The organism is Gordonia sp. NPDC003422, from assembly GCF_053588675.1.
Window position 1 is genome coordinate 186,757 of record NZ_JBSFQL010000001.1, and the last position, 22,949, is coordinate 209,705.

Annotated in this window: 21 protein-coding genes; 10 read left to right on the plus strand and 11 right to left on the minus strand. The window is 66.5% G+C overall.

Going from position 1 to position 22,949, the window contains the following annotated elements:
• The first annotated feature begins 5 nt into the window (after nucleotides 1-5).
• From ACWDTF_RS00680 to ACWDTF_RS00695, 4 genes are read left to right on the plus strand one after another with little or no spacing between them, the layout of a single operon-like run.
• Complete coding sequence (locus ACWDTF_RS00680) at nucleotides 6-743, plus strand: SDR family oxidoreductase (RefSeq protein ID WP_240860750.1); 738 nt, start codon at nucleotides 6-8, stop codon at nucleotides 741-743.
• Nucleotides 740-1,612, plus strand: a complete 873-nt coding sequence (locus ACWDTF_RS00685) for an NAD(P)-dependent oxidoreductase (RefSeq protein WP_240860747.1) — start codon at nucleotides 740-742, stop codon at nucleotides 1,610-1,612. Before ACWDTF_RS00680 ends, ACWDTF_RS00685 begins: the two co-directional genes overlap by 4 nt.
• On the plus strand, nucleotides 1,609-2,016 hold the full coding sequence (locus tag ACWDTF_RS00690; RefSeq protein ID WP_240860745.1) for a carboxymuconolactone decarboxylase family protein: 408 nt from the start codon (nucleotides 1,609-1,611) through the stop codon (nucleotides 2,014-2,016). The genes ACWDTF_RS00685 and ACWDTF_RS00690 overlap by 4 nt, the downstream gene beginning before the upstream one ends.
• Nucleotides 2,017-2,018: 2 nt before the next feature.
• The gene (locus tag ACWDTF_RS00695; protein WP_449753887.1) at nucleotides 2,019-3,347 is read left to right on the plus strand and encodes an alpha/beta hydrolase domain-containing protein; all 1,329 of its coding nucleotides are present in this window, start codon (nucleotides 2,019-2,021) and stop codon (nucleotides 3,345-3,347) included.
• A 182-nt stretch (nucleotides 3,348-3,529) separates the two neighbouring features.
• On the opposite strand, the gene ACWDTF_RS00700 is transcribed toward ACWDTF_RS00695, so the two are convergent.
• The 4 genes from ACWDTF_RS00700 to ACWDTF_RS00715 are packed head-to-tail and all read right to left on the minus strand — an operon-like array spanning nucleotide 3,530 to nucleotide 8,570.
• Nucleotides 3,530-4,711: an alpha/beta fold hydrolase gene (locus ACWDTF_RS00700; RefSeq protein ID WP_240860744.1), complete on the minus strand. Its 1,182-nt coding sequence runs from the start codon at nucleotides 4,709-4,711 to the stop codon at nucleotides 3,530-3,532.
• The gene (locus ACWDTF_RS00705) at nucleotides 4,708-6,105 is read right to left on the minus strand and encodes a wax ester/triacylglycerol synthase domain-containing protein (RefSeq protein ID WP_433256234.1); all 1,398 of its coding nucleotides are present in this window, start codon (nucleotides 6,103-6,105) and stop codon (nucleotides 4,708-4,710) included. The genes ACWDTF_RS00700 and ACWDTF_RS00705 overlap by 4 nt, the downstream gene beginning before the upstream one ends.
• 1 nt (nucleotide 6,106) lies before the next feature.
• Nucleotides 6,107-7,756: an AMP-binding protein gene (locus ACWDTF_RS00710; protein WP_449753840.1), complete on the minus strand. Its 1,650-nt coding sequence runs from the start codon at nucleotides 7,754-7,756 to the stop codon at nucleotides 6,107-6,109.
• A 16-nt stretch (nucleotides 7,757-7,772) separates the two neighbouring features.
• Nucleotides 7,773-8,570, minus strand: coding sequence for a lysophospholipid acyltransferase family protein (locus ACWDTF_RS00715; RefSeq protein WP_449753888.1), 798 nt, complete (start codon nucleotides 8,568-8,570; stop codon nucleotides 7,773-7,775).
• Between the two features lie 171 nt (nucleotides 8,571-8,741).
• Between ACWDTF_RS00715 and ACWDTF_RS00720 the strand changes: the two genes are divergently transcribed.
• Together ACWDTF_RS00720 and ACWDTF_RS00725 are read left to right on the plus strand one after the other, a co-directional pair.
• Nucleotides 8,742-9,383: a PaaI family thioesterase gene (locus ACWDTF_RS00720; protein ID WP_240860742.1), complete on the plus strand. Its 642-nt coding sequence runs from the start codon at nucleotides 8,742-8,744 to the stop codon at nucleotides 9,381-9,383.
• A 4-nt stretch (nucleotides 9,384-9,387) separates the two neighbouring features.
• A complete protein-coding gene (locus tag ACWDTF_RS00725) occupies nucleotides 9,388-10,419 on the plus strand; it encodes a zinc-dependent alcohol dehydrogenase (protein ID WP_355273912.1) in 1,032 nt (343 codons plus the stop codon).
• 208 nt (nucleotides 10,420-10,627) lie between these two features.
• Here the strand turns inward: ACWDTF_RS00725 and ACWDTF_RS00730 are convergent, their stop codons facing one another.
• The 3 genes from ACWDTF_RS00730 to ACWDTF_RS00740 are packed head-to-tail and all read right to left on the minus strand — an operon-like array spanning nucleotide 10,628 to nucleotide 15,367.
• On the minus strand, nucleotides 10,628-11,353 hold the full coding sequence (locus tag ACWDTF_RS00730; RefSeq protein ID WP_355273915.1) for an ATP-binding cassette domain-containing protein: 726 nt from the start codon (nucleotides 11,351-11,353) through the stop codon (nucleotides 10,628-10,630).
• A complete protein-coding gene (locus tag ACWDTF_RS00735) occupies nucleotides 11,350-14,106 on the minus strand; it encodes a branched-chain amino acid ABC transporter permease/ATP-binding protein (RefSeq protein ID WP_355273918.1) in 2,757 nt (918 codons plus the stop codon). The genes ACWDTF_RS00730 and ACWDTF_RS00735 overlap by 4 nt, the downstream gene beginning before the upstream one ends.
• Nucleotides 14,107-14,122: 16 nt before the next feature.
• Complete coding sequence (locus ACWDTF_RS00740) at nucleotides 14,123-15,367, minus strand: ABC transporter substrate-binding protein (protein WP_355273921.1); 1,245 nt, start codon at nucleotides 15,365-15,367, stop codon at nucleotides 14,123-14,125.
• Nucleotides 15,368-15,581: 214 nt separating this feature from the next.
• Between ACWDTF_RS00740 and ACWDTF_RS00745 the strand changes: the two genes are divergently transcribed.
• Together ACWDTF_RS00745 and ACWDTF_RS00750 are read left to right on the plus strand one after the other, a co-directional pair.
• Nucleotides 15,582-16,289, plus strand: coding sequence for a TetR/AcrR family transcriptional regulator (locus ACWDTF_RS00745; RefSeq protein ID WP_355273924.1), 708 nt, complete (start codon nucleotides 15,582-15,584; stop codon nucleotides 16,287-16,289).
• Nucleotides 16,213-17,184: an amidohydrolase family protein gene (locus ACWDTF_RS00750; RefSeq protein ID WP_433256241.1), complete on the plus strand. Its 972-nt coding sequence runs from the start codon at nucleotides 16,213-16,215 to the stop codon at nucleotides 17,182-17,184. Before ACWDTF_RS00745 ends, ACWDTF_RS00750 begins: the two co-directional genes overlap by 77 nt.
• Nucleotides 17,185-17,303: 119 nt before the next feature.
• Here ACWDTF_RS00750 and ACWDTF_RS00755 read toward each other — a convergent pair whose 3' ends face one another.
• Together ACWDTF_RS00755 and ACWDTF_RS00760 are read right to left on the minus strand one after the other, a co-directional pair.
• Nucleotides 17,304-18,719 (minus strand): amidohydrolase family protein, encoded by a 1,416-nt coding sequence (locus tag ACWDTF_RS00755; protein ID WP_355273929.1) that lies wholly within the window; start codon nucleotides 18,717-18,719, stop codon nucleotides 17,304-17,306.
• A 10-nt stretch (nucleotides 18,720-18,729) separates the two neighbouring features.
• Nucleotides 18,730-19,812, minus strand: coding sequence for a hypothetical protein (locus ACWDTF_RS00760; protein WP_355273932.1), 1,083 nt, complete (start codon nucleotides 19,810-19,812; stop codon nucleotides 18,730-18,732).
• Nucleotides 19,813-19,976: 164 nt separating this feature from the next.
• Here ACWDTF_RS00760 and ACWDTF_RS00765 point away from each other — a divergent pair, with 164 nt between their 5' ends.
• Nucleotides 19,977-20,540 carry a helix-turn-helix domain-containing protein gene (locus ACWDTF_RS00765; protein ID WP_355273935.1) on the plus strand — a complete coding sequence of 188 codons (564 nt, stop codon included), beginning with the start codon at nucleotides 19,977-19,979 and terminating at the stop codon, nucleotides 20,538-20,540.
• Nucleotides 20,541-20,580: 40 nt separating this feature from the next.
• Nucleotides 20,581-21,780 (plus strand): CoA transferase, encoded by a 1,200-nt coding sequence (locus ACWDTF_RS00770; protein ID WP_355273938.1) that lies wholly within the window; start codon nucleotides 20,581-20,583, stop codon nucleotides 21,778-21,780.
• Here the strand turns inward: ACWDTF_RS00770 and ACWDTF_RS00775 are convergent, their stop codons facing one another.
• Together ACWDTF_RS00775 and ACWDTF_RS00780 are read right to left on the minus strand one after the other, a co-directional pair.
• The gene (locus ACWDTF_RS00775; protein WP_355273941.1) at nucleotides 21,781-22,476 is read right to left on the minus strand and encodes a VC0807 family protein; all 696 of its coding nucleotides are present in this window, start codon (nucleotides 22,474-22,476) and stop codon (nucleotides 21,781-21,783) included.
• Nucleotides 22,473-22,913, minus strand: a complete 441-nt coding sequence (locus tag ACWDTF_RS00780; protein ID WP_449753841.1) for a MarR family winged helix-turn-helix transcriptional regulator — start codon at nucleotides 22,911-22,913, stop codon at nucleotides 22,473-22,475. The genes ACWDTF_RS00775 and ACWDTF_RS00780 overlap by 4 nt, the downstream gene beginning before the upstream one ends.
• Nucleotides 22,914-22,949 lie beyond the last annotated feature (36 nt).

A 22,949-nucleotide genomic window follows, 5' to 3' on the forward strand; every position in this document is an offset into this window, starting at 1 on the left:
ACTCCATGACCACAGGACGTTTCGAGAACAAGACCATCATCGTGACCGGTGCCGCCGGTGGGATCGGTGAGGCCTACGCGCGTGGGCTGGCCGACGAGGGCGCCAACGTCGTCGTCGCCGATCTGGCCGACGAGAAGGGCAAGCAGGTGGCTGCCGACATCGGTGGGCTCTATGTCAGTACCGATGTCTCCGACGAGGCTTCCGCGCAGGCGCTTGCGACGGCAACGGTCGACACGTACGGCACCATCCACGGTCTGGTGAACAACGCCGCCATCTACGGCGGCATGAAGCTCGACTTCCTCATCACGGTGCCGTGGGACTACTACAAGAAGTTCATGAGCGTGAACCTCGACGGTGCACTCAACGTGACCCGCGCGATCTACCCGCACATGAAGGATGGCGGCGCCATCGTCAACCAGTCTTCCACTGCTGCTTGGCTGTACAGCGGTTTCTACGGTCTGGCGAAGGTGGGTATCAACGGACTCACCCAGCAGCTCGCCACCGAACTGGGCGGACAGAACATCCGGGTCAACGCCATCGCACCGGGGCCGATCGACACCGAGGCCACCCGGACCACCACCCCCAAGGAGATGGTCCAGGACATCGTGAACGGTTTGCCGCTCAAGCGTTTCGGACAGCCCGAAGATCTGGTGGGCATGTGCAAGTTCCTGCTCTCGGATGAGGCCAACTGGATCACTGGCCAGATCTTCAACGTCGACGGCGGCCAGGTCATCCGGTCATGAGCGACCTTCGTCTCGGCTACGTCGGGCTCGGCAACATCGGTGGACCGATGGCGGGCCGGCTGGCCAAGTGGTCCGGCGGTCTCGCGGTGTTCGACCTCGCACCCGACGCCGTCGCCAAGGTGGTGGATCAAGGTGCCCGCGCGGTGGATTCGCTGGCCGAGTTGGCCGCCGACTCGGACATCGTCGGGATCTGCGTCGTCAACGACGAACAGGTCCGTACGGTCGTCGCGGGAGAAGGTGGGCTCCTCGACTCGGCGAAGCCCGGCACCATCATCACCGTGCATTCGACGATCTCCCCCGACACCGCAACTGACTTGGCCGCAACCTGTGCGGGCAAGGGCGTCGTGCTGCTCGACGCACCGATCTCGGGTGGCGCACCGGGCGCCGAGCAGGGACGGCTTGCGATCATGGTCGGGGGCGACCGCGAGTCCTATCTCAAGCTCAAGGAACCGTTCTCGCTGGCGGCCGAGATGATCGTGCACGCCGGTGAGGAGGTCGGCGCCGGGACCAAGATGAAGCTCGCCCGCAACCTCCTGCATTTCATCTCGTTCACCGCGACCACCGAGGCGGCGCGGTTGGCCGAGGCGGCCGGCATCGACATCGCCAAGCTGGGCAAGGTGGTTCGCCACACCGACGCCATCACCGGCGGCGCCGGGGCAATCATGTTGCGCGACAGCACCGCACCGATCGCCGACGACGACTTCTGGTACGGCGTGTTCACCCATGTCCGCGCGCTGGGTGAGAAGGATCTGTCCCTGGCGCTGGAACTCGGCGATAAGCTCGACGTGGAACTCCCCCTCGGCGCGATCGCCCTGCGCGATCTCGCCGCGGGACTCGGAGTGCCACACAAGGAAGGAGATCCGTCATGACGTCAGGAACGGCAGTCGGGGGCGAAGGTACCGAACAGCGCAAGCGGGGCGTCGACATGATGTCGAAGGTCTATGGCTGGGAGATGTCCGACGGTCCCGGATTGCATTTCGCGCACACCGCCGACCAGTTGTTCGCCGAGGTGTGGACCCGCGAGGGTCTGTCGATGCGCGATCGGCGTCTACTCCTTCTCGGAGCGCTTGCCGCAGGCGGTCAGGTCGATGTCGCCGAGATCCAGGCGGGCGCAGCCCTGGGCAATGAGGAGCTCACCCCCGAGCAACTCGAGGAGATCGCCCTGTTCCTCTGCTACTACGTGGGATGGCCCACCGGAACCAAGATGAACATGATGTTCGGCGAGGTCATCAAGAAGCACCGTAAGGCGCAGGCCCGCGAAGCACAGGGGTGACGGTGCTGTTTCGAGAATTGGCCGGCGGCAACGGGTGTTCGCTGCTGAGCGCCACCCCCGGACCGGACCTCGATGCCCACGGTTACGTCGAGACCGAGTATGCGGTCAACGGCATCGTCCGTGGGGTCACGGCGAACGGCGACGCCGATCCCGCCGAGTTCGTGACCCGAATCCTCGTTCGACGCCCCGTATCGGCCGAAAGCTTCACCGGCACGCTCGTCGTCGAATGGCTCAACGTGAGCAGCGGAAACGATGCGGCACCCGAATACACCTATCTCGCAGAGGAACTCGTTCGCGGCGGCTTCGCGTGGGTCGGGGTGTCGGCGCAGTACACCGGCATCGAGGGTGGCGCGGGTTCGGTCGGTGATCTCGGGCAACCGGGCCCACAGAGTCTCGCTGCCAAGGACTCCGCGCGCTACGGCATGCTGCGGCACCCTGGCGACGCCTATTGCTTCGACATCTTCGGCGCCATCGGCGAGGTGCTGGGTCTGCCCTCCGACGACGCGCACCCACTGGCCGGGTTGTCGGTGACACGCACGCTGGCCGTGGGTGAATCGCAGTCCGCGATGGCGTTGACCACCTACGTCAACCGATTCGCCGGCGACCATCAGGTATACGACGGCTACCTCATCCACAGCCGCTCGGTGTCGGGGTTACCACTCGGCGAGGTGGGTGCGCCGAGCGACATCGAATTGGCCTTCACCGGCGAACCCGCTCCGGTCCGCGACGACCTCGCGGTACCGGTGTTCACGGTGCAGACCGAGACGGATCTGCTCACCAACTTCCGCTATCACTGTGCCCGGCAACCGGATACCGATCGGGTACGCACCTGGGAGGTCGCGGGTGCGGCGCACGCGGATCTGCATCAGATCGGCCCGTACGAGGAGATGCTCGGCTGCCCGACTCCGGTCAACCGTGGTCAGCAGCGTTTCGTGTTGCGTGCGGCGCTACGTCATCTGCACGGCTGGGTCGCCGACGGCACCACACCGCCGGCAGGCGAGCCACTCACCCTCGAGCACTCCCCCGACGCCGAACCCGTCTTTGTGACCGACGAGATCGGTAATGTTGTCGGCGGGGTTCGCACGCCGTGTGTCGATGCGCCCACCCAGGTCTTGAGCGGCGTGGTGGCAGATCCGGTGTCCCGGATCTGTCTGCTCTTCGGTTCCACCACAACGGTTCCCAGCGACCTGCTGGCCGCCCGGTACGGCACCCGCGACAAATATGACCGTCACTACCGCGACGCCACCGAAGCCGCCATCGCCGGCGGGTTCGTCCTCGCCGACGACCGCGACGAGATCCTCGCCGACGCGAATCCGGATCTCGTGCCCTGAGCCATCACTCACCCCGTCGCGCGCCGCAACCCCACCGCTCCCTGAGGTGCTCGAGGCGCTAGCCGATAGCCTCGAAGGGCTGGTGAGACAAACGAATTCGGCGACCAACGAGCGAACGTCACCAAGCCTTCGAGGCTCGTCGCTAGCGCTCCTCGCACCTCAGGCAGCGGAAGGGTGGCACCTCACCAGGCCCTTCGAGGCTCGCAAGCTCGCACCTCAGGGACCGGAGGGACATCGGCTTGATCAGCGAGAAACGCATCGGTCGCTCGCCGGATGTCACCGGAGATGGCGTGTCCGACATGACTTCCCGGGTACCAGTGCACGTGTCCACCCCAGTGGTCGTACAGGCGTTGCGCGGCGGTCACCGACGTCACGCGATCGTTGAGCGCGGCGACCACCATCCGACGGCCCGGCGCCGCAAAGGGTTCCACCGACAGTGGGTCGATGACCGACGAGACGGCGCGCACCGCGTCGGAGTTCATGAGTCGCGCGAGCGCCTTGCCCTTGGATCCGCCGCGGGCCATGTGGTGGGCCAGAGTGGCGTGCATGTCGAGCATCGGCACGACCGCGAGCACCGAGCTGACCCGCGGATCGAGCGAAGCGACCAGCGACGCGATGGGGCCGCCCAGTGAGGTTCCGGCAATGGTGATGTCGGCCGGATCGTGCGTGTCGATCCACGTGATCAGCGAACGGATCTCGGCGACTGCGCGCATCGTCATCACCACGTTGCGCAGCGGATCGAATCCGGGGTAGGCAACCTGCTCGACGCGCCGCGAACCGTGCGCGGGCAGCACCGGGAACACGACGTCATAGCCGAGGTTCTTGTGCAGGTGCGCAGCACGGAAGGCGTACAGGTCGTCGGCGCGGCCCTGCGCGGCGCCGTGCACCCAGATCAGCCAGCGTCGTCCGCTGCGGCCCCGGGTCAGCACGCGCACCGAGGCCACCCCATCACGGTAGGGGTCCACTCCGGCGACAGACGACGGAACGGCCGCGTCGACCCGGTAGTCGATGTGATGAAAACCCGTGGTGCCGAACACTCGTCGACGCCGCGACAAGATCCGCGGCGCAGTCGGCTCGGTGTTCATCCCGACCGTGCCCGCGGCGGCGAAGTCGTCGGCGACCGCCTCGCAGCGCTGTACCGCATCCTCGACATCGGACAGCGCCGGGATGTCGCGGATCACCGAGTTGACCGCGATGAAGAATTCGTCGATGGCGGTCTCGCCGACCGCGCGCGGCCCGCATCCTGCCGGCGGGATACCAGCCGGCGCATCGCCCTGACCGGCGTTGCGGGCGCTGCCCACTGCACGGGGCAGCACGCCGGCGAAGAGGCCGACGCGGGCGAACGCGGACTCCCAGTCGGTCACCCGACGTCCTGCGTTGCGACCGGTTCACGATCGCCGATGCCGAGCGCGGTTTCCACCTCGGCCAGTGACTCTCGGACGCGGTCGATGAACTCGGCGGGTTCGGGCATGGATTCCGGAGTGGCGATCAGCCCCATCGAGATTCGGCCCGCATAGCTGTAGGCGGTCAGATTCACGTCGGCCGGGGCGATCGCCAACGCGAAGGAGATCCAGTCGACGACCTCGATGTCGCCGACCCACCGTGTCTCACGGGGTCCCGGCATGTTGGCGGTGGTGATGTTGTTCATCACCAGCGGAGCCCGGTGCGCGGCGACCGCGCGGAACACCGGCCCGAGTCGTCCGGTGTAGGTGGCGACCTTGGCGGTCAGGTCGAATCCCAGGTCTCGCCGACGACGCACGGTTGCCTCGCAGCTCGCGGCGGTCTCGACCACCCGCTCGACGGGATCGGCCAGATCGGTACGGAGATAGGCTGCGGCCGTGGCGATCTCATTGCCTTCGGTTCGGGTGGACGCGAGATCCTTGCACACGCCGAAGACGGTGACCGAGATTCCCGGTTCCTCACCGCGGGCCAGCAGTTCGGCACGCTTGGCGCCTGCGATGATTCCGTGCAGCGCACCGTTCACCGTGGTGTCGGTGGCCAGCGCAACGCGTTGCACCGATGCCAGGGGGATGTCGCCACTGGCACACACCCGCTGCGCCCCGCTGCGCGCGTTGAAGCTGTTGCGTCGCACGGTCAGTGGTTTCGGGATGCGGCCACGGCCCGTGGCGTTCCGTTTGACGTGCGCGGCACGAGCGAAGTCGCCGACGACCGTCGGCACCCCGCGCAGCAGCTTCCACGACTCGGATCGGGCCGCTCGAAACAGTCCACGCGCGTCGTGCCCGCTGTTCAGCGAGCCGATCGGGGCCGGCGTCACCTGTTGACCCGGCAGGCTGGTTGCCGCCATGAACGTGTTGAGGGCGGCCAACCCGTCGGCCACCGCATGATGCACCCGGATCACCACGGCCTGCCGACCGTCGGCGAGGCCGTGCACGAGCGTGAGTGCCCAGAGTGGTTGTGTGCGATCGAGTTTGCGGACGGCGAGGTCGGCGAGCACCGCGTCGAGTTCGTTCCGCCCGCCGGGGGCCTCGAGAACCATCTCGTCGAGGTGTGCGTCGATGTCGAAGTCCTTGTCGCGCACCCAGAACGGACGCGCGCCATAACCCGAGAGATACTCGAGACGCTGCGTCGCACGCGGGAATCTGCCCAGATAACCAGGCAACACCTCGCGCAGTTCGGCAAGAGTCACGACACGACCGCGACGCGAGGTGTCGAGCACCGCGACCTTGAGCGTGTGCATCGGCGTGCTCGGCGTCTCCATGTTCAGCATGAGGGCGTCGGGGCCCGTCATCCGCTCCATGTCAGCTCACCTTCCGTTCAACACCGGCGTCGTCGAGCTCGCGCGTCACGACCTTCCCCGTGGCGTTCCGCGGCAACTCGTCGATGAAGTGGACTTCGCGCGGCACCTTGAATCCCGCCAGTTCGGCACGGACGTGGTCGCGCAGTTGTTCGGCTCCGACCAGGGTCCGGGGCGCACGCACGACGTAGGCGACGAGCCGCTGCCCGAACGTGGCGTCGTCGACCCCGATCACGGCGACCTCACGCACACCCTGATGCGCACCGAGAATCTGCTCCACCTCAAGGGGATAGACGTTTTCGCCACCGGAGACGATCATGTCGTCGTCGCGGCCGACGACGAACAGCAGTCCACTCTCGTCGAGTCGGCCGAGGTCGCCGGACACCATGTGCCCGTCGGCAAATGCCTTGTTCACGTCGGCCGACGTGTAGCCGTCGAAGCCCGAGCTGCTGGCGACGACGATCTTGCCGATTTCGCCGACGGGGAGCTCGCGGTCGTCGTCGTCGAGGATGCGGACGCTGGTGCCCACGAGTGCTCGTCCGGCGGTGTCGGGTGCGACGCGCAGATCCTGCGGGGTGGCCGTACTGATCAGCCCTGCCTCGGTGGCGTTGTAGCTGTTGTAGACGACGTCGCCGAAGCGATCCATGAAGGCCAGCAACGCATCTGGACGCATCCGTGACCCGCTGGCCGTGGCGAACCGCAGCGTCGGCATCGGATGTGCGTCGAGGACGTCGTCGGGAAGGTCCATGATGCGTTCGAGCATCACCGGCACCACCGCGAGACCGGTCGCACCGTGCTCGCGGACCAGATCCAGGGTCGCCTCCGGATCGAAGCGGCGTCGCATGATCATCGTGCAGGTCATCGTCGCCGAGATCGCCACCTGCCCAAAGCCCCACGCGTGGAAGATCGGGGCGGCAATCACGGTGGCCTCACCCGAGCGCCACGGGATGCGATCGAGCATCGCGGCCAGCGAACCTATGTCGGTCGAACCGCCGCGGCGCGCACCCTTGGGGGTGCCGGTGGTCCCGGAGGTGAGCAGCACGATACGTCCCGCCCGGGCGGGACGTGCCGCGCGCCGGCCGAGGTGTGCGGCGATGAGCGAGTCGAGGGTATCGAGCGCCGAACCCGCCTCCTCGACCCACGCGTGCACGTGTCGCAGCTGCGGATTGCGTTGCAGCGCATGGTCGATGAGGTCGTCGAACTCGTCGTCGGCGATCACCAGGTCGACGTTCTCGCGGATCAGCACGTCGGCGAGCTGCGGCGCGGCGAAACCGGTGTTGAGCAGTACCGCGTCGAGGCCGAGTCGCGAGGTGGCGGCCAACGATTCGATGAGACCGCGATGGTTGCGGCACATGATTGCCACAGTCGACACCGGACGGCCGGGCAGATCTGCGATGGCGGCGGCCAGTGCGTCGGACCGGTCGTCGAGCTCACGCCAGGTGAGGCTGCCGGCCTCGTCGATCAGGGCGACGGCGTGCGGTGCGCGTGCCGCGGCCAGGCCGATTCCGCTGACCGGTGAGGCGCCACCGTGTCGGCGCATGGCCAGGCCCATCCGGACGTAGCGGTCGAGGCGGGCGGTACCGAGGAATCCGCTGGTGATCAGTGTCCGGACGAGCCAGACGAGGTGAGCCACACGTTCGCGAAGGTTCTTCATCAGTCTTCCCCTTCCCTCAACCGATGACCGGGAACCGGCGCCGGCGGGCCAGGTCGTCGAGGGCGTGCTGCATGCGCTTGCGCACCATCTCGTCGACGTCGGCAATCTCCGGGTTGGTACCGAATTCGGCGGTGATGTCGATCGGGTCGAGGACTTCGGTGACGAGTTTGGACGGCAGTGGAACGTTGGGCGGGAATCCGGGGGTGATGCCGAACGGGAATCCGAGCCCGAGGGGTGCGCTCTTGATGCGGAGCAGCCGATCGATGCGCAGGAACCTAGCGAGTCCGTCACCGCGATTGATGAAGAGCTGCGTCTCCTGTCCACCGAGCGTGACGATGGGAACGATCGGCACGCCGGCCTCGATCGCGGTCCGCACGTACCCGGTACGGCCCTTGAAATCGATGGTCGCGCTCTGGGTGGTCGGTCGCATCGCCTCCCAGTCACCGCCGGGGAACACGATGGTGGCGGCCCCGGCCCGCAGCGCCTGCACGGCGTTGCGCGGGTGCGCCGGAAGGAATCCGACCTTGCCGAAGATCTGCTTGCCGAATCCGGTGAACACCAGGTCGTGGGCGAGGGTGTACAGGGGCCGCTGCTCGCCGAACTCATCGGCGAAGGCGACGGCGATCACCGGCACGTCGAAGGCCATCAGCCCGCCCGAGTGGTTGGACACGAGCAGAACGCCGCCGTCGGGCACCTTGTCCATGCCCCGGACTTCCGAGCGGAAGTAGGTCTTGGCGACCATGCGCAGGACGGGCAGTACCCGCCCCACCCAGGTCTCGTCGCGTGCGGTGAGGTCGATCGTGTCGGCCATGATGCTCCTGACAACTCTGTCTGCCGGTAGACGCGAATCCCCGCACATGTATGGTCGGGGTTCACGGTTCGGGCAAAATGAGAACCTGTTCTAGTGTCTAATTAGAACACGTTCTAGTTTCTGTGGCCACCGAAGGTAACGAAGGCCACACATCGCAGCTGGGAGCCCCGAATCGTGGAATTCACCCTGGAAGACATCTCCGAAGACGAAGTTCAGCGTCGACGCGAGGTGTATGCGCCGCTTGCCGACACGGTGCGCGAGTTGGTGGACGCCGTCATCCGCACTCAGGTCTCCGACGACGTCATCGCCGACGCCCGGCAACGGATCGCCGAGGTGGTCGCCGAGCTGCAGACCGATCAGATCGACGGTCCGTACGGGGTGCGCTACACACGCGAGTTCACCGGCATGCCGTGGGGCAATGCGGTGATCGGTCTGCGCAACGCGATCGCCCCGCCGATCGTCACCGAGCTGGAACCCGAGGGCGTGCGCAGTACTTTCACGCTCGGCGCGGCCTACGAGGGTCCGCCCGGGCACGTGCACGGCGGCGTGTGCGCGATGATCCTCGACCACGTACTCGGCGAGGGAGCCAGTGCCGACAAGGTGCCCTGCTACACCGGCACCATCACCATGCGTTACCTGCGACCGACGCCGCTGGGCGAACTCGTCGCGCAGTCGTGGATCACCGAGCGCGACGGCCGCAAGAAGATCGTGCACGGCACGCTGTCGGACGCCAACGGGGTGACCGTGGAGGCCGACGGGGTCTTCATCGTGCCGAAGACCTGGAACGGCACCATGCCCCGCGCGAAGAAGGGCTGAGACGATGCGTGCGGCCGTCACCACAGCGGACGGTTTCGAGATGATCGACGTTCCCGACCCGGTGCCGGGACCGCTGGATGTGGTGGTGCGGGTCGCCGCCAACGGCATCTGCGGATCGGACCTGTCCACTGCTCCCCTGCTTCCGCCCGGGGTGATCATGGGCCACGAGTTCGCCGGCGAGGTCATCGCGACCGGTTCCGATGTGGACGCCGCGGCCTGGCCCGCCGGCACACCGGTCGCCGCGATGCCGGTGACCGGATGCGGACGGTGCCGCGCGTGCGTGACCGGCGACATCGCGCGATGCGCCGACGCCCAGACCATGGGCCTCGGCCTGCGTCCCGGCGCCATGGCCGAACTCGTTGCGGTACCGGCCGATTCGTGTGTGCGGCTCGAGGGCTTCTCCGCGGACGTCGATCTGGTGAATGCCGCCATCACCGAGCCGCTGGCCGTCGGGTTGCACGCCGTGCAGGCGACCCCCATCGCGCCCGACGCCCGGGTGCTCGTCATGGGCGCGGGTCCGGTGGGTCTCGCCGTATTGCATTGGCTTTCGCGTTCGCCCGCGGGTGTGATCGCCTGTTCCGACAAGGCCCCGGCGCGGTTGTCGGCGGCGCACGACAACGGAGCCACCGACACCTACGACCCGGCCGATGTGCCGTCGAGTTCCTTCGACGTGGTGATCGAATGCGTCGGCAAACCCGGCGTCATCGGGTCGGCGATGGACGCGGCAGCGCCGCGCGGCACCGTGGTGGTGGCCGGGGTGTGCCTGTCCGAAGACCCGCTGATGCCCGTGCTCGGGGTGGTCAAGGAGCTCACGCTGCGGTTCGTCTCGTATTACACGAGAGACGAATTCGCGGCGTCGGCCCGCGCGGTGGTCACCGGTGCCGTCCGCGTGGCGGACTTCGTCAGCGACCGTGTCGGGCTCGACGAGGTGGGTCGCGTGATGGCCGACCTCCGATCGCCGAGTGATCAGCGCAAAGTGCTGGTTGTGCCGGGACGGACCGCAAGCCGACCGGCTCCGACAGTGGTTGGAGGATGACGTCCTCAAGGTTTTCGAAGGACGAATCCTGTCAGTTGACTCGCCGGTTGCACGGCGCGCCGCACATCTGCACGTTCTCGATCCGCGACCAGAGCGAAACGCTTTGATAGCTGCGACGGCAGTCGCGCACGGTTTGACGATGGTGACGAGGAACACGGCAGATTTCGCACCGATGGTGTCGCGACAATCGATCCGTGGACCCCTTGACTCACCCGGCCGAGACAGATTCACCCAAATAGGCGCGTTCGATCCGTCCGACGTTCGACGCGAGCGCTACTGCACTATCTTCGAGGCGAATCTCGCCGTGCACAAGCACAATTCCTCGGTCGGCGACCTCGAGGGCCAGGCGCACATGCTGTTCGACGAGGACGATGGCCGTGCCGTCGGTCGCGGCAACCTTCCGTAGCACGGGCAGTATCGACTCGACGACCACCGGCGCCAAACCCATACTGAGTTCGTCGATCAGCAGCACCTTGGGGCGTTGCAGCAGGGCACGCCCGATGGCCAGCATCTGTTGTTCACCGCCGGAGAGCTGTCCGGCGTCGACCTTGAGACGGTTACGCAAGGCCGGAAAGTATTCCAGCACTTGCTCGATCGCCTCGGTGTGCCCGTGACGACGAGTGGCCAGGCGGAGATTCTGCACGGTCGTGAGCCGCCGAAACAATGACCGGTCGTCGGGCACGAGTACCAGTCCCGCGCGTACTGCGGCCCGCGTCGACCCGGAGCCCAGCTCGGTGCCGCCGACCACGACCGTGCCGCCCAGCCGCGGTAGCAGCCCGGCGAGTGTCGTCAACAATGTTGTCTTTCCGGCCCCGTTGGGCCCGATGAGAGCCACCACCTCGCCACGCTCGACGGCGAGGTCGAGCCCGCGCACACACGATGAGGAACGCGTATATCCGGCGTCGAGGCCATGGCATTCGAGTGCGGCGGTCATCGCGTCATCTCCTTCTGGGTATCGGCCGCCGTTTCGGGTTCACCGTCTCCGGCACCGGCCGGTGTGCCCAGGTACGCGCGAATCACGTTGGCGTCCTGCCTGATCTGGTCGGGTGTACCTGTGGCGATCACCCTGCCCAGGTCCAGGACCACCACACGGTCGCAGATGTTGAGCACCAGATCCATGTCGTGGTCGACGAGCAACATCGTGATGCCCGCCGCACGCGCGGCCTGTAGTCGTTCACCGAGCCAGGCACTCTCGGTGGTGTCGAGGCCGGCAGCGGGCTCGTCGAGCAAGGCGACCTCGGGTCGGCGGGCGAGCACGCGGGCCACCGACACCAGCTGGCGCTGGCCTTGCGAGAGGTCGGAAGCAGCGGTGTCGGCGAGGTCCTCGATATCGAGGAGCCGCAACACGGAAGTCACCGTGGCGTCGATGTCGCCTGTCGCACCGGCCATCAGGTTCTCGGCGACGGTCAGTTCGTCGTAGAGCTCGATGTCCTGGAAGGTTCGGCCCAAACCGGCTCGACTCCGTCGGAACGCGGGCAGTCCGCCGATGTCATTGCCGTTCAGAGTGATTCGGCCGGTGCACCGTACAAATCCGCCGATGGCATCCATCAAGGTGGTCTTGCCGGCACCGTTCGGTCCGATCAATCCGACGATCTCGCCCTGCCGCACGTCGAAGGTGACGTCGGTGAGCGCGGCGACCTGGCCATAGCGAACGCCGACATCGCCGACGGCGAGCACCACGTCGCCGACAGACGCGCCGGTCGCCGCCGGCGCGATCGACTCGGCCGACGACGTCTCGTCCACCGTGACTGCCGGGCGACGCGCGAAGCGGCCCAGCGGGATACGGCCGAGATGGCCGACCAGTCCATCGGGACTGGTGATGACCGTGACCACCAGCAGAATTCCACTCATCAGCAGGTAGTAGTCGCCGAAACTCCCGAAGCGATCCGACATGAAATACAGCACCCCGCCGGGCGCGAGGAGACCGGCGAGCAACGCGCCGGACACCGACGTCACACCGGCGACGTAGAACACCGCGAACAGGCCCAGTCCGGCGAACACCGCGTAGCTGCCGGCTGTCGCCAAGGTCTGCTGATAGGCGAGCAGCGCGCCGCCGAGTCCGGCGAGGAAGGCAGCCGCGCCGAATGCCACGAGCTTGGTGAGGCCGACGTTGATGCCGGCGGCCGCCGCCGATCGCTCGTTGGCACGGACCGCAAGCATCGACGCACCGTGACCGCTGCGTCGCAGCAGCGCGACCGCCACCGCGCAGATCGTCAGCACCGCGAGACAGACGATTCCGAACGCCAGACGTGGGTAGCCGACTCCCGCACCGATTCCCAGGTCCCACCCGAAGATCGACGGCGGGTCGACCGGCGCCCCCTGCAGACCGCCGTTGAGGCTCGGATTGCGAAACCAGAACGCCTCGAGGAACACCGCGAGCGCCAACGTGGCCACCATCAGCGGAAGCCCGCGCACACGCAACGCCGGCAGCCCGATGACGACGCCGACGACCGCCGCCGCCAGTGCGGCCAGCAGGGGCGCAAACGGAAACGGGACACCCATGTCGACGGTCAGTCGGCTCAACGAGTAGGCGCCGACACCAGCAAGAGTCAACTGCGCCAACGACACCTGCCCCGCATAGCCGGTGACGACCACCTGCGAGAGCGCGATGACTGCAAAGACGATCGACAGGATCACGGCCAGCCGGGCACTGCCCGATGTGCTGAGGAGGGCGATCACCCCGATCACCACACCGATTCCCGTGGACACCAGCAGATGTCGCGGCCGCGGCGACCGGCCCAGGTCTTGGTTGACCACCGCTCCCCGGCCGGGCAGCGGTTGTCCTCGCACGAGGAGAAACACCACGATGAGTATCAGCGGGATCGCCTCGGCCAGACCAGCATCGGGGAACCAGTCCACCAGCGACTGAACGTTGGTCGCCTCCGCTTGCAGCATGCCGATCACCAGGCCTGCACCGACGGTGATGGCGATACTCGCAAAGTTGCCGACGAGCGCGGCCGCCAGTGCCGGGACGATGAACATCGAGTAGGCAACGGGATTCAGCGGGACGATCGGGGCGATCACCACGCCACCGATCGCCGCCGTGCCCGACGACAACGCCCAGTTGCTCACCGCTATTCGGTCCGGCGACAACCCGGTGAGCAGCGCACCCTTCTCCGACTCCGCGGAGGCTTCGGTTGCCATTCCGAATCGGGTGTACCGGAGCACAAGGCCGGCACAGACCGCCAGTCCGACGATGACGGCCGCCAACCAGATGCGGTCCGTCGGTACTGCCGCGTCGCCGATCTCGATAACGTCAGGCTTGAAGATCGCCCCCACCGTGGGAGTGTCGACGCCCACCCGCAGCGCGAGCAGCGCCTGGATGACCAGCATCAGTCCGATGGACGCGACGGCCTTGGCCAGCACCGGCGCCGACCGCATCGGACGAAACACTATGAGATACAGCAGGACTCCGAGTAGCGACGCGATCACCACCGAGAGGATGAGCGCCGGTCCGACACCCAGTTTTCCACCGAGGTCGATACGCGCGGGCAAGCCGGGTATGGGGTTGAGCAGTTCACCCTGACGCGCGAACGCGTAGGTGTAGGCGGCATACAGCGCCACCGCACCGGTCGCGAAGTTGACGACTCCAGAGCTCTTGAAGGTCATGACCAGGGCGAGCCCCAGCGCCGCATACACGGCGCCGTTGCCCAACCCCAGAGCCAAGAAGGCCACATGATCGGTCATCCGATGACCTACGACCTCAGTTGTTGACGACGCTGGTGTTGATGAGTTTGACGTCGTCGTTGACGTCGCTCACCAGAATCGCCTTGCTGCACAGCGCTTTCAGCTGCGGCATCGCCGTCCCGTTGCAGGTGAAGGTCAGTCCCGGCGCGGCGGGCAGCGGAACGTTGGTCGCCGACGACAAGGCCGCGGCAAAGGACTGCGGGGTCACCGGCCCGGTCAGCGACTTGCCCACCTCGCCGAGCGAGGCGATGACCTGATACCCGAGGTAGGCGAGACCGGCCGGATCGGTGTTGGGTGCATACTGGGCCATCACCGACCGATAGAGCACGACCGTCGGGTCCTCCGACGAGGTGTTGACGGTGGTGAACGCCTTGGCACCGGAGACCGCCGACGCACCGACAGCGTCGATGACAGGCTTGTCGATGCAGCTCGCGATCAGGTACTTCTTCACCGACGGCGCGGCGGTCTGCAAGGCCTTGAGAGTGCTGATGCACTGCCGCGTATCGCCGAGAATGGTCACCGCACCGGGCTTTCCGGCCATGGCCGCGGTGATCTGCGGGGTCGGGTCGGCGGCGCTGGCGGGGATCGTGACCACGTCGAGTTCGACACCCGCACGCTGGAACATCGGGGTGCCCAACGCTTTCACCGAAGCCGCGGCGTCACCGCTGTCACCGATGAACACGGTCACCTTCTTCACACCGTCACGTGCGGCCGTCGCGGCCTCACCCATGAGAACCGCCACGATGCCGCCGGTGAGCATGTACGAACCGGGCGAGACCATTTCGACCTGCGAGACCGGCGCCTGGGCGATGTAGGGAATCCCCGCGCCGGCGATGATGGGCAGCATCACGGCACCCTGCGCACCCAAGGGCGTCACCACGGCGGCGACCTTCTGCTCGACCATCTGGTTGGCACAGTTGGTGGCCGACGCGGGCTCCTCCTGTTGTTTGCACACCACCAGGTCGATCTTGTGCCCACCGATGCCGCCGCCGTTGTTGTTCAGGTACGACGCCGCCGCCTCACCGCCTTCGCGGACCATCGGCAAGGTCACCACCCCGCCCTCGGGTGCGATGAATCCGATCTTGATCGGATCGCCGGTCGCCGGGTTGCTCGGCAGGGCCGTCGTCGAGCCGGCCGAACTCGTATCGTCGGAACTGCTGTCATCCGCGCAGGCGGTGACTCCGCCGATGGCCAGCAGGCTCGCGGCCCCGAGGATTCCCGCGGACCGCAGTGCGCGGCGCAGGCGTGAAGATGTGGTCAATGTGGTCCCTTCCTACGGATGACGCTCTCGCGGCGGTTTCCCCCTGTGACCAGCCGAGAAGCAACCTCGAAGCCTTTACTGTAAAGCTCACGGTATGCGTTCTGGGAGCAAGGTAGCGCGAGTGATGGGCGCATGTGAGGCGATTCGTCGGATTCGAGTCGATACCCCTTCGACCGTCGTGTCGGAGACGTGGTTGTGCGTGTACGTTCGGGGAATGGCGCAGAAGGCAATGGCGCAGAAGACGTCGTCTGGGACGCGGCGGGCTCGCGGGTCGATCTCACCGGACGAGATCATCGCGGGCGCTTTTGACGTCGCCAACGAGAAGTCGCTGAGCGGATTCAGTATGCCCATGCTCGCCAAACATCTCGGTGTCGGCGTGACGAGCATCTACTGGTACTTCCGCAAGAAGGAAGACCTCCTCGACGCGATGGCCGATCGCGCCAACGGCGAATACCACGCTGCGACACCGTTCGTCGGTGCCACGGACTGGAAAGACGCACTTCGCCGCCACTTTCGACGGATGCGCGAGGCCTTCCGGGAACAGCCCGTGCTGATCGAACTCACGCTCCTGCGGCCCTACCCTCGGCCGGTCGATCACTCCTCGATGCAGGCGACCGCAGACAAGCTCGACTCGATGATCGGCGCCATGGTGGAGGTCGGCTTCTCCGCCGAGGATGCCCTGGAAATCTACCTGTCGCTTCTGGCGCATGTGTGCGGCGCGGCGATGGTCGCGCACCAGGGGATCTTCACCACCTACGACGGCGGCTTGCCCTCCGGCACCGCCGACGAGAACGCCTCTGTGCCCCTGTTGAATTCGCTGGCGGCCAAGGGCCACCGCATCGAGGATGTGGAGGACACCACCTTCGACTTCACCCTGGAGGCCATCCTCGCCTACGCCGAGAGGACACTGCAACGTGACTGACCCAGCACCGTTCAGCACTGCGGAGACCGATGGTGTCCGCGCGGTCTGGCAGGCGCTCGGCCTTCCAGGGATCGTCGACGTGCACACTCACTTCATGCCGCGCGCCGTCATGGACAAGGTGTGGGCCTACTTCGATTCGGTGGGTCCTCTCGTCGGCCGCGAGTGGCCGATCACCTACCGGGCCGACGAGGACGTGCGGGTGGCCGCACTGCAGGGATTCGGGGTTCGGGCGTACTCGTCACTGGTCTATCCACACAAGCCCAACATGGCCGAATGGCTCAACGGGTGGGCCGCCGATTTCGCCGCCCACCACCCCGATTGCCTGCACACCGCAACGTTCTATCCGGAAGAGCCCGCGACACAGTACGTTTCGCGGGCGATACAGTCCGGCGTGCGAGTCTTCAAGTGCCACATCCAAGTCGGCGACTTCACTGTGCTCGACTCGCTGCTCGACGGTGTGTGGTCGCAGATCGCCGACTCGCGCGTCCCGGTCATCATCCACTGCGGATCCGGTCCTGCGCCCGGAACGTTCACCGGACCCGAACCCATCGAGAAACTGCTGCACCGCTTTCCGTCGCTGCCGTTGATCGTCGCCCACATGGGCACTCCCGAGTACACCGAATTCGTGGATCTGGCACTGCGTTTCGACAATGTCCGCCTCGACACGACGATGTCGTTCACCGACTTCGCCGAGGAGGGTGCGCCGTTTCCGCGCGAGTTGCGGCCGCGGCTTCTCGACCTTCGCGACAAGATCCTGTTCGGCAGCGACTTCCCCAACATCCCCTACGGCTACGTTCACGCCCTCGAAGCGATCACTCGCCTCGACCTCGGCGACGATTGGGTGCGCGCCGTCCTGCATGACAACGCTGCTCGTCTTTTCGGCCTCGACGCTTGATCCGCGCGCTGGTTGAGGAACGCTCCTGATGCCCCCGGCTCCCTCAGCCCCTCCCGCTCCCTGAGCTGCGACGAGCGCAGCGAGGAGCCTCGAAGGGCTGGCGAGACGACAATGTCACCTCAGCGAAAGATCGAGACAACGCCGCCGATGACCGAGCCGAAAGTCCGCACATCGCACGGCAATTCGAGAACCTCGGCCAACGGCCGGTCGGCGATGATGAGATCGCTCGATTCGCCGACGGCGATCCGACGCGGCGCACCGCCGGGATCGTTTGCGGGAGTAACGTGTCGGCTCAGCGCGTCGGGCACCGAGATTCGTTCGTCGTCGTCGCCGACCACTCGCCCGGACGCGGTGCGCCGTTCGACGGCCGCCCCCACGGCTTCCCACGGAGAGAGTGGCCCATAGGGCGCGTCGCTGGACAATGCCACCGGCACACCGGCGTTGATGAGGGAGCCGCACCGGTAGAGGTCGGCGTGGTCCGATATCTCACTACCGTCGAGAAAGTCGTCGCCTCGATCCGACAAGAAAGCGGGCTGGGTAACGACGATGACTCCGCGTCGTGCCAGGTCGGCGCACGCTTCGGCCGGAACGATTCCGGCGTGCTCGATGCGATCGCCCGCCCGCACCCCGACGATGTCCCAGGCCGCCAGGAGCAAGGCGAACGCCACCCGGCTCACGCAGTGCACGGCAACGGACCGATCGGCGTGGTGGGCGGCGGCGATTCGCTCGGCCAGGTCATCGAGTGAGGGAAGATCCGAGTCGGCGATGACGATCTTGAACGGCCCGACGGAGATTCGGGGGTGGTCGAGGGTGCGTCCCAGCGGGACGCCGAGAAGGCACACCGTGCCGATCAGCGTCGAATCATCAACGGCATCAGTGATTGCGGCGATCGCCGTGTCGTCGAGGTCGGGCGTGGCGTCGGTGATCTCGGCAATGCCGTACGCGCGCAGTCGTGTTCCCACGTCGACGAGCGACGGAAACCTCGGTTGCGGAAGGTGTGAACGCAGCCAGGCATCGGCCCGCCAGAGTCGTCCGGTGGCGCGGCCGGTGGCGTCCCGCTCGATCCCCGGGTGATCCCCCGACTCGACGCCCACCCGCTCGACGCCCACACTGTTGAGCATCCACATCGCACCGCTGCGGTGCTGAATTCGCAAGGGACGGTGCGGCTCGAACGTGTCGAGGTCGGAGCGGTCGAGGTCGCCCGCGACCGTCTCGACGTAACCGGTGCCGCGTATCCACCCGTCGGCATCGGGTGGTGTGTTCGCGATGGCCCGGGCCAGTTGGGTTCGATCAACAACATCGGGTGGCCCGCAGCGAACGGATTCGCCCGCACGTGCCATCGCCGCGAGATGGAGGTGGTGATCGGTGAATGCGGGCAACACTGCGTGGCCGCCTGCGTCGACAACCTCCACCCCTGCCGTCGCGATCCGATCGTCGATCGCGACGATGGTGGAGACGGGATCGAGGGTCACACGGATCTGCTGCGGCCGGCCGACACCGAGGTCGGCTCCCGCGATCACCACATCCGCACTCACAACCTCGACATTAGTGACCCGGTGGGCACCGAACTGCGCGCGGGTTCGCCCGCGTCTCGCATTCGCCATGGAGTCCGAGAGCACCGAATGCCTCGGCGGGCGGGCCCGCGTCAACCGGATTCACCGAGGACACCGCCGGGGTGACCGGTCGGCCGTCGCTCCATCTCCCCATGTAGCTCAGGTCGGCGTCACAGTGCCGTCCGGTCAGCGTGCACGATTGCAGGGCGTCGCCCACCCGGTAGATGCCGAAGAAGCGGATGGCGTCGTTGGGCGCGAGCAGCGTGTTGGGTGACAGATGAGTGGCATCGAGGCGTTGCAGAGGTCCGCGAACATCGCTGCGCACCAACAGGTGTCGCTTGTGCGCAGCCGGCACCGTGTAGGCGCCGAACTGCTCGATGCCGAGTCGGGCGTCGAGGATGTTGTCGTGGTCGTAGTTCTCGACGACGATGCGGGTGCGCGCCGGCAGGACGATTGGGCCGGTGCCCACATTCGTCGCGAACGCGGGCGCGAGTTGGAAGAGCCACAGCGCCGACGATCCCCAGCCCCTGGCGACGGCTCGCTGCGCGAGATACGGCACCGCGCCACCGCCCATCGAATGTCCCACAATGCCCAGGCGCCGGAAGTCGCCCCGTGGCGCAAGGGCTTTCGCGGCCTGCAGGGCGGCATCTTCCCGCGGGAGTGAGTGCGAGAAGTCGTAGGGGTTGGTCGGCCAGCTCGCGAAGACGACGACGTTTCCGGTGCTCACGAAGTGTTTGATCAGGTCCGCGTACAGGAGGCTGCTACCGAGGAGTTGGTCGTCGATGCCGGCGAGCAACCCGTGGACCACGACGACGACCGGCCGCTTCACATCACTGCAATGGCCGCCCACGAGCGGCGTGGCGCCCCGGCCGACAGGGCTGTAGATGGTGATCTTGTGCGTCACGTCGTGCGGATTGGGGTAGATCTTGGTCGACGTGGCGCAGGGCCCGTTGGCCCCGAGACCGTGCACCGGCTGGGCCGGAGGTGTGAGCGGCCGGTCGGCACGCGCCAACCCCGGCACGATCAACCCGAGAACAGCGGTCAGCGCGATCACGGCCAGCAGCCGAGAACTCATCTGAAGTAATTGCGACATAACGGATCTCGACACTGAGCGCCCCCTTCACGTTCGACACGTTTGCCGACGTCGTGTCGATCATCATTCAGCGCACCCAGCATGTCTGTCAAGAATGACGGTAGTCTCTTATAAGTGACGGCACCAGGGTTACCGAGGCCAATCGCATGGTCGCCAGAAATGTGCGGCGATTCCGAACCGAGCGCGGTCTGACGCTGGGTGCGTTGGCCCGGCAATCGGGGCTGTCCAAGCAGACGGTGTCGAAGATCGAGCAGGGCACGGGAAATCCCACGGTGGAAACACTGATGCTGATCGGGACGGCGCTGGATGTTCCGGCACGGCGCCTTCTCACCGAATGGGGCACGCCGGTGTTCGTGCAACGCGCGGCCGACGCGACGTGGTCAGCCGATCATGACCGCTCCGAGCGCGTCCTCGACGAGGTCTACGGAACCGACTACGTCCGAACCCTCGTCGTGCATTTCGCCCGTGAATCGTCGGAACCGACCGTGATAGCAGCACATTCGCCGGGCACCCTGCACCATGTCTTCGTCATCGACGGGCGCCTCGAGCTCGGTCCGGTCGGCGACGCCGTCGCCGTCTCCGCGGGCGACTTCGTTCGCTACCCGGCCGATGTCCCCCATCAGTACGTCTGCGTGAGTGATCGGGCGACGGCGCACATCGTCACGACCCAGCCGCAACTACGCCAGTTCGACGCCGCCCGGCCGAGTTGAGTGCCCGTAGGATGGGAGTCGTGCGGCACAAGGAGGTGCGATGATCGTCGACGACTGGGCCACGTCCGGGCTCGCCACCCTCACCGGGCATTCCGACGGTCTCCCGGACCTGTCGCGTGCTCCCGTATTGCACCGCGCCCGAGAGGTTTTGGACAGATTCGTCACGGCCACCGACAACCGAGACGTTCTGACCGACCTTGATGCCGGCGAATTCCTCAGTGGCCGAGCCGGCCTCACTGGACATACCAGGAACGGACGTATTTCCGCCGGTGGCGCAACACGATTGATTCGCGCGGCCGACGGATGGTTCGCCTTGTCGCTCGCCCGCCCCGACGACGTCGACCTCGTCCCGGCACTCCTGTCCGGCGAGATGCCCGACGACGATCCGTGGACGTGCGTCGAACGTGCTGCACAACAATTGCCCGCCGCAGACGTGGTGTCGCGGGCACGCCTCCTCGGCCTGGCCGCCGCGATTCCCGGGGAGGCCGATCCCCGCCCACCGACTGTCGAATCCCGCGGCACCGCAACCGATCCTCGAGAACTCTCCGATCTCCTCGTCGCCGACCTGTCGTCGCTCTGGGCCGGCCCCTTGTGCACGCACCTGCTCGCGCGCGCCGGCGCGACGGTGGTGAAGGTCGAAAGCCGGTCTCGACCCGACGGCGCACGGCGCGGGAACCGCGACTTCTTCGATTGGATGAACGGCGGAAAGCTCTCCTACGCAGTCGATCTGCACGATGATAAGGACAACGTTGCCCGGCTGCTATCAACTGCCGACGTCGTCGTCGAGGCATCACGACCACGCGCCCTGCAGCGGCACGGGCTCGCCTCTGACCAACTACCCGCACGCCCCGGACAGGTGTGGGTGCGCCTCACCGCCCATGGAAGCTCCGGGTCGGGCGCGGACTGGGTAGGCTTCGGCGACGACGCAGCAGTTGCGGGTGGACTCACGGCGCAGACCCCGACCGGGCCCGTGTTCGTCGGAGACGCCATCGCCGACCCGTTGACCGGCCTGGAAGCCGCAGCGACAGTAGCCGAATCGCTGGCGCGCGGCGGCGGGCTGCTGATCGACACCGCACTGTCGCAGGTCGCTGCCACCTACGCGGCACTCGGCGTGGTGGAGAAACCGACGACCACTCCCGAGGTGTCGACGCCGAGACCGCCGCGTCGAGAGTTCCTCGCCGCAGCCGATCTGGGTGCCGATAATGCGGCGATCCGTGCCCAGATGGCCGGGCGCACCTGATCACGCAGCCGCGAGATCCTCTCCCGCGGAGCGCATCCAGCGCGCGATCCGCACCGTCGCGGCGACAGCGATTCCGGTCGCGACGAAGGGAAGGATCTGATTCCAGGTGTACGCGGCATCGAAGGTGTTGCGCGAGATGATGACCGCCGTGATTGCCGCCTGTGCAAGGTACACCCCCGCCCACACGAAGGACATGGCGTAGATCCCGTGCCGGAACCTAGGGTAATCGGCCCACATCAGATCAAAGACGTGCATACCCTCGGCTGTGCCGTCGGTTCCGTAGCGCTGCGAGAAGTAGAACATCACCGGTTTGGCCAGCACGCACGAGCCGAGGAAGATCAAGCCGATCAACGCGGTGAGGACACAGTCCTTGTACAGCAACATCTTCGGCGCCGTGCTGCCGACGAAGGCGATCAGTGCAGACAGGAGCGCAAAGGCCAGGATGGCAGCGGAGGCACCGTTGAGTCTTCGGGACCGCACCCAGACGGCCAGACCGCCGATGATCGGCGCGATGGCACCGACCAGGTAGGCGACCAGATCGCTCGCGCCCGCGCCACGGGCGAGTCGGAACAGGAGGATTGCTCCGCCGACCTCGACCACCGTGACGAGGACGTTGAACACGACTCCCTTGCGGGCAGGATGCTTCGAGCGCAGACGTGCGATCGTCGCCTGCTCGTCGTCAGGACCACTCGTCATCGATGTGCCCCCTCCGCAGCGGACGCTGCTGGTGCGCGCACCTCGTCGTGCAACCTTCGGATGGTGCCGGCGAGTTCACCCGGGTCGATCCCGATGCGAATTGCGTTGTCATCGAGGGAATCACCGAGCAGCTTGGAACACACATTCTTCTTGACGATCCCCGTTGGGGTGACCGTCAGATGTCGTACGTTGCCCGCGCCCGCAGGGGCCGAGTTGTCGATGAAGCCTGCATCGACCAGTTTTCGAACCAGGTTGCTTGTCGAGGGTTCGCTGATTCCGATGGCGCCGGCGAGCATGCGTACCGTCAGCCCCTCGTGCTCAGACAGCACGACCAGGGCAAGATAGCGGTTCCAGCTCAGACCCTGGGTACTCAGTACCCGATCGGCGGCCCGGTCCAGGGTTCGAACCAGGTCGAATAGTTCGTAGGCAAGGTCCATACCGACTACATTAGCACACTAATTTAGTCGGCTAAT